The sequence below is a fragment of the Aeromonas sp. R3-1 genome (assembly GCF_040908345.1).
GTDB lineage: Bacteria > Pseudomonadota > Gammaproteobacteria > Enterobacterales > Aeromonadaceae > Aeromonas > Aeromonas veronii.
The window spans coordinates 1-4,210 of record NZ_JBFODN010000079.1; the positions used below are offsets into that span (position 1 = coordinate 1).

A 4,210-nucleotide genomic window follows, 5' to 3' on the forward strand; every position below is an offset into this window, starting at 1 on the left:
TAACGGAGCTAACAGGAGACCAGCAGATCATTTTGGAGGTATTGGGTGAGCGCTACCGACAAATTTATTCCTAAATCAGGTGCGGAATGTCGGCTGAAAACGTAAGCTCAGACACCCCACTCATTAAGACAAGAGAATAAATTACAATCTTGTCATCGCCACAAACTAGGCCAACTGCCCATCCAGATCAAAATGAATAACTGTAATGTTGTTTATGATTGGCTGTTTTTGCGATGGGAGTTGGCTAGATGAGTGGGATTGAAACCATAACCATGCTGAGTGGCTTGGTGTATCTGTTGTTGTTCCAGTGGCATGAGCGTTCAGGTTGGTCTTGGCAGCTGTTCCTGATGCTAACCGCCGCTGTATGGTTGACGGTAGCAGCCAAGCCACCACTAAGTAGTTTAATCGTGCTTGCTGTCACTATTGTCATGCTTTATAGATATAAATTAATATCCGCATTTTATGATTCAAGAGATCAACAACTTCGTAGTTTAGTTAGATATTTCTTAGTTACATCGTGGGGATTTGTAACAATACAGTATGGTGTTTATATTTTTCAACTCCACCAGGGTGACCTACCTTGGCTGTCTAGACCTGATATCGTAGATGGCTTTCTACCTATAGCGGGCGGTCTTGGCTTGCGGGCGTTGTTGAGTTTGGGCATTACTGATTACCACCATCCAGCTGCAACAATCACAGTCTTGGTTATTTCCTTATCTGGACTCATTTTAGGTCGTGCCTTCTGCTCATGGTTTTGCCCTCTTGGGGTTGTCGGTGAATGGCTGCATCATTTTCGAAATTTTCTGCTACCAGGTGAGTGGGCTCCGCCAAAATGGTTAGACCTACTGCTCAAATCTCAGAAATTTCTAGTTCTATCATTTCTGATGTTCATAGTTATTCTTGCTGTTCCAAATGTTGCACTGCCAGGGTACTTGATGAGCCAGTATCACCAAGCTGCTGACATGAAAATGGGAGCCTTCTTTTTCAACTTGAACTTTATATCAGGTATTTTTGTTGTTTGGGTATTAAGTATCACGATGTTTTTCAAGCAAGGCTTCTGTAGATACCTATGCCCTTATGGTGGATGGCTTTCCTTGCTGGGGCTTCTGACACCATTGCGTATTCGCAGGTCTTCCAGCAGCTGTTTACGAAGCAAGGGATACGATTGTGATAAATGCAGTAGAGCATGTCCATCAAGGATACAGGTTCATGAACTTATATCTGTCAGAAATATTGAGTGTACAAACTGTTTAACTTGTATCTCTGCATGCCCAAAACAAGCTAGTGCGATTCATTTTGGTACTGTGAATCAAAAGGTTTCAGCAAAGAAACTGCTTGCAATGTTGTGTGTTTTACTTCTCTTAATGCCATTGCTAGCTCATGTGATTTTCGATTTTTGGACAAGCAACACACCATTAGAACAACGCCGCTACCTATTGGATATTCTGCCGAGTCTTTCACATTAGAGTTGATATTTTATCTCACAAAAGCATAAGAAATAAATAAGCAACATTGATGTAACAAGGTGTATCTAGGTTAGGTTGCGATAGTTGGTATATGAACTTAGATAGCGTTAGGGTATATGTATTCAATGGATAGAATCACTATATACCTAACGCATATCATGGTTAGGTAAGTTACGCCACATATAGTTCTCGTTAATATATGCTGGATTTGATTTTAGTTTTGATAGCGCTTCATTGATATCAGATATAACTCTATAACCCCACTCAGTTTTCGGTGCAGCAACATAAGTTGATATTTCTTTTGGCTGTCCAGCTATCGGAAGAACTTTGAACTTCCCTAGATAAGCCTTTTTATTTAAATCAGATACTGTTGATGAGCCATACCCAAACTTACTTTCTGTGTAATAGATAATTTCCTCTGGGTATGCAACGGTAAAAACATTTACATCTTTTAATAGCATATCCAGGACATTACCCATCGGAGCATTGAGAGAGTAGTTAACTCTCTTATTTGTTTTATCTTTAATTGCGAGGTCAAATTTACTTCCATAAGAACGAGACGCTATGAAATAGCCAAGTTTATCCTTCGATTGAATCAACCGAAGCAAATCAACACCGTCTCCATCAATTATATACTGCTTATAAGTGTTAAGCTCACTGGATGGTATGATTACATGTGGTGCAGTTGATAGTGTTTTATGAAAAGTAGAAAATGTTTGATACTTCTCTCTTTCAGGCGTTTTTAGCATGTTGCCACAGACAACTTTTTTCCCTTGCTGCATCATCCGTTGAATTCTGGCAATATTCGACCATATTATTACATGGTTATACTGAGGTAATTCAGCTCTTATCATTGCGTCAGTAACATCAACCACACCTCTACCTGAATAGCTGCCATCTTTTATATAAAGTGGAGGAATGTCATACTGAGCCCAATGTATGGTCTCTTTTGCAGTTACATCGACAGATATAATAAAAGAGATGAGTATTAGAAGAATCCTTTTCATGGCAATTTCACCTCTCTATTATATTGATATAAACCATAGTGCGGCGATTAGTCAGCAACACTAACATCTTCACAAGAAAATATTGACATACGTATGCGCTTTTGTAAACCTACTAATAACGCAGAAATTTCTGGTTTTCTGTATCGTCAAGGATGGTGCTGAACGTTGATACGCCGAACTCTCCCGCTTGTCGCCATACACGGCAGCATGAGGCTTGATTGTTGCTGTCCCATAGAGCCCATAGAGCCCATAGAGCCCATAGAGCTTGTACGCTATGTGGCGTGCTCTTGAGATCAAGTGCTGTCAGTCAATGGTTAGATAAAAAATGGTTTTCAGGTGAGAACCACACCTACACAATCAGTATTTGAAAATCATGGAATTTTGATATATGAACTATATTTTCGCCTTAAATCATCAATATCTTTTTTTGCTTTCCTTTCTTTTTCCTCTAGTGCTTTTATCTCATTTGATTTTTCTTTCAACAACTGCTCAAACATTACTTTAGCCTACTCTCTTGATTTAATATCCACGATGTTTGCCAAGTCTTTAGATCTTTCTGTTAGAGCATCTTCTCGTTCTTGTAATGAGATGAGGCTATCATTTAGATTTTTCTGTATTAGATCTAAGGAAGATGAACGCCTGCATATTTCGGCTTCACCAGCATCAAGTTGAGCCTCTTTGGCTTTAATTGTTCTATTTATATCATCAACCTGTAAATAAAACTCAGCCTTAAGTTCATCTAAATTAAGAAGGTCGCTTAGTAAAGCTTGCTTTTTATCAATTTCATCTTGTATATGATAGAGACGGTCTTTCAATTCCATTTCAAAGATTCTGTATTGGTCTTCCAATAGGATTATCTTTTCCTGCGCCTCTAAAATGGACGACTCTTTTTCTTTTAATACTCTCTCCCATCTTTTTAAAATTGCGTTAGCCTTGCCTTCTGCATGCCGAGACTGTTGAATTACTCGCTGCATATCACTTAGCTCAGATTGACTCGTATTTTTTATCGCGTTGTATTCTGCATTAAGCCTTTTAACCTCTGCATGATGCTTTGCACTCAAAGATGAATACTGATTCTGTAAAGATAGTAACTGCTGTCTATTGTGCGTATACATAATTTCGGAGAAGCTGCCAACAGGGGCCACAGACACCCATTTTTTTGGGCATTTTTTTAGATAATCTCTTATCTCTTCTTTTGAGATTATCTCTCCTTTCACACGAAATCCACTAAGGTCAAGTTCAACGCAGGTTGCATTAATCCTTTTTAATTCTTTAATTTTCCCTCGATCACAAAAGTGCGTAACTGCAACTTCGATGAGAACCTTCTCTCCCTCGATGAACCCAATTACATCAGGGATTACTCTACCCTCATAAACCTCACATGCCATCTCATCAAAGGATATATTTTGATGTATTGGATTTATAGTTCCAATAGGCAGTAGCAACTGCCTGTCAGTTGCTAAAACCTCTTTAGCTAGGGAAGGTGCGAACAAGTCCCTGATATGAGATCATGTTTGTCATCTGGAGCCATGGAACAGGGTTCATCATGAGTCATCAACTTACCTTCGCCGACAGTGAATTCAGCAGTAAGCGCCGTCAGACCAGAAAAGAGATTTTCTTGTCCCGCATGGAGCAGATTCTGCCATGGCAAAACATGGTGGAAGTCATCGAGCCGTTTTACCCCAAGGCTGGTAATGGCCGGCGACCTTATCCGCTGGAAACCATGCTACGCATTCA

Annotated in this window: 4 protein-coding genes and 1 pseudogene; 2 read left to right on the forward strand and 3 right to left on the reverse strand. The window is 39.6% G+C overall.

The features are described 5' to 3' along the window. Nucleotides 1–248 precede the first annotated feature (248 nt). On the forward strand, nucleotides 249–1,466 hold the full coding sequence (locus AB5Y85_RS05210; protein WP_368221241.1) for a 4Fe-4S binding protein: 1,218 nt from the start codon (nucleotides 249–251) through the stop codon (nucleotides 1,464–1,466). Between the two features lie 146 nt (nucleotides 1,467–1,612). Here the strand turns inward: AB5Y85_RS05210 and AB5Y85_RS05215 are convergent, their stop codons facing one another. The 3 genes from AB5Y85_RS05215 to AB5Y85_RS05225 all read right to left on the reverse strand — a co-directional run bounded on the left by AB5Y85_RS05215 (nucleotide 1,613) and on the right by AB5Y85_RS05225 (nucleotide 3,918). Next, nucleotides 1,613–2,473: a TIGR02285 family protein gene (locus AB5Y85_RS05215; protein WP_368221242.1), complete on the reverse strand. Its 861-nt coding sequence runs from the start codon at nucleotides 2,471–2,473 to the stop codon at nucleotides 1,613–1,615. A 371-nt stretch (nucleotides 2,474–2,844) separates the two neighbouring features. Beyond that, nucleotides 2,845–2,970 (reverse strand): hypothetical protein, encoded by a 126-nt coding sequence (locus AB5Y85_RS05220; protein ID WP_265324674.1) that lies wholly within the window; start codon nucleotides 2,968–2,970, stop codon nucleotides 2,845–2,847. Nucleotides 2,971–2,979: 9 nt separating this feature from the next. Next, nucleotides 2,980–3,918 (reverse strand): hypothetical protein, encoded by a 939-nt coding sequence (locus AB5Y85_RS05225; RefSeq protein WP_368221243.1) that lies wholly within the window; start codon nucleotides 3,916–3,918, stop codon nucleotides 2,980–2,982. 101 nt (nucleotides 3,919–4,019) lie between these two features. Here AB5Y85_RS05225 and AB5Y85_RS05230 point away from each other — a divergent pair. Then, nucleotides 4,020–4,210: pseudogene (locus AB5Y85_RS05230) on the forward strand (IS5/IS1182 family transposase); the annotation flags it as partial.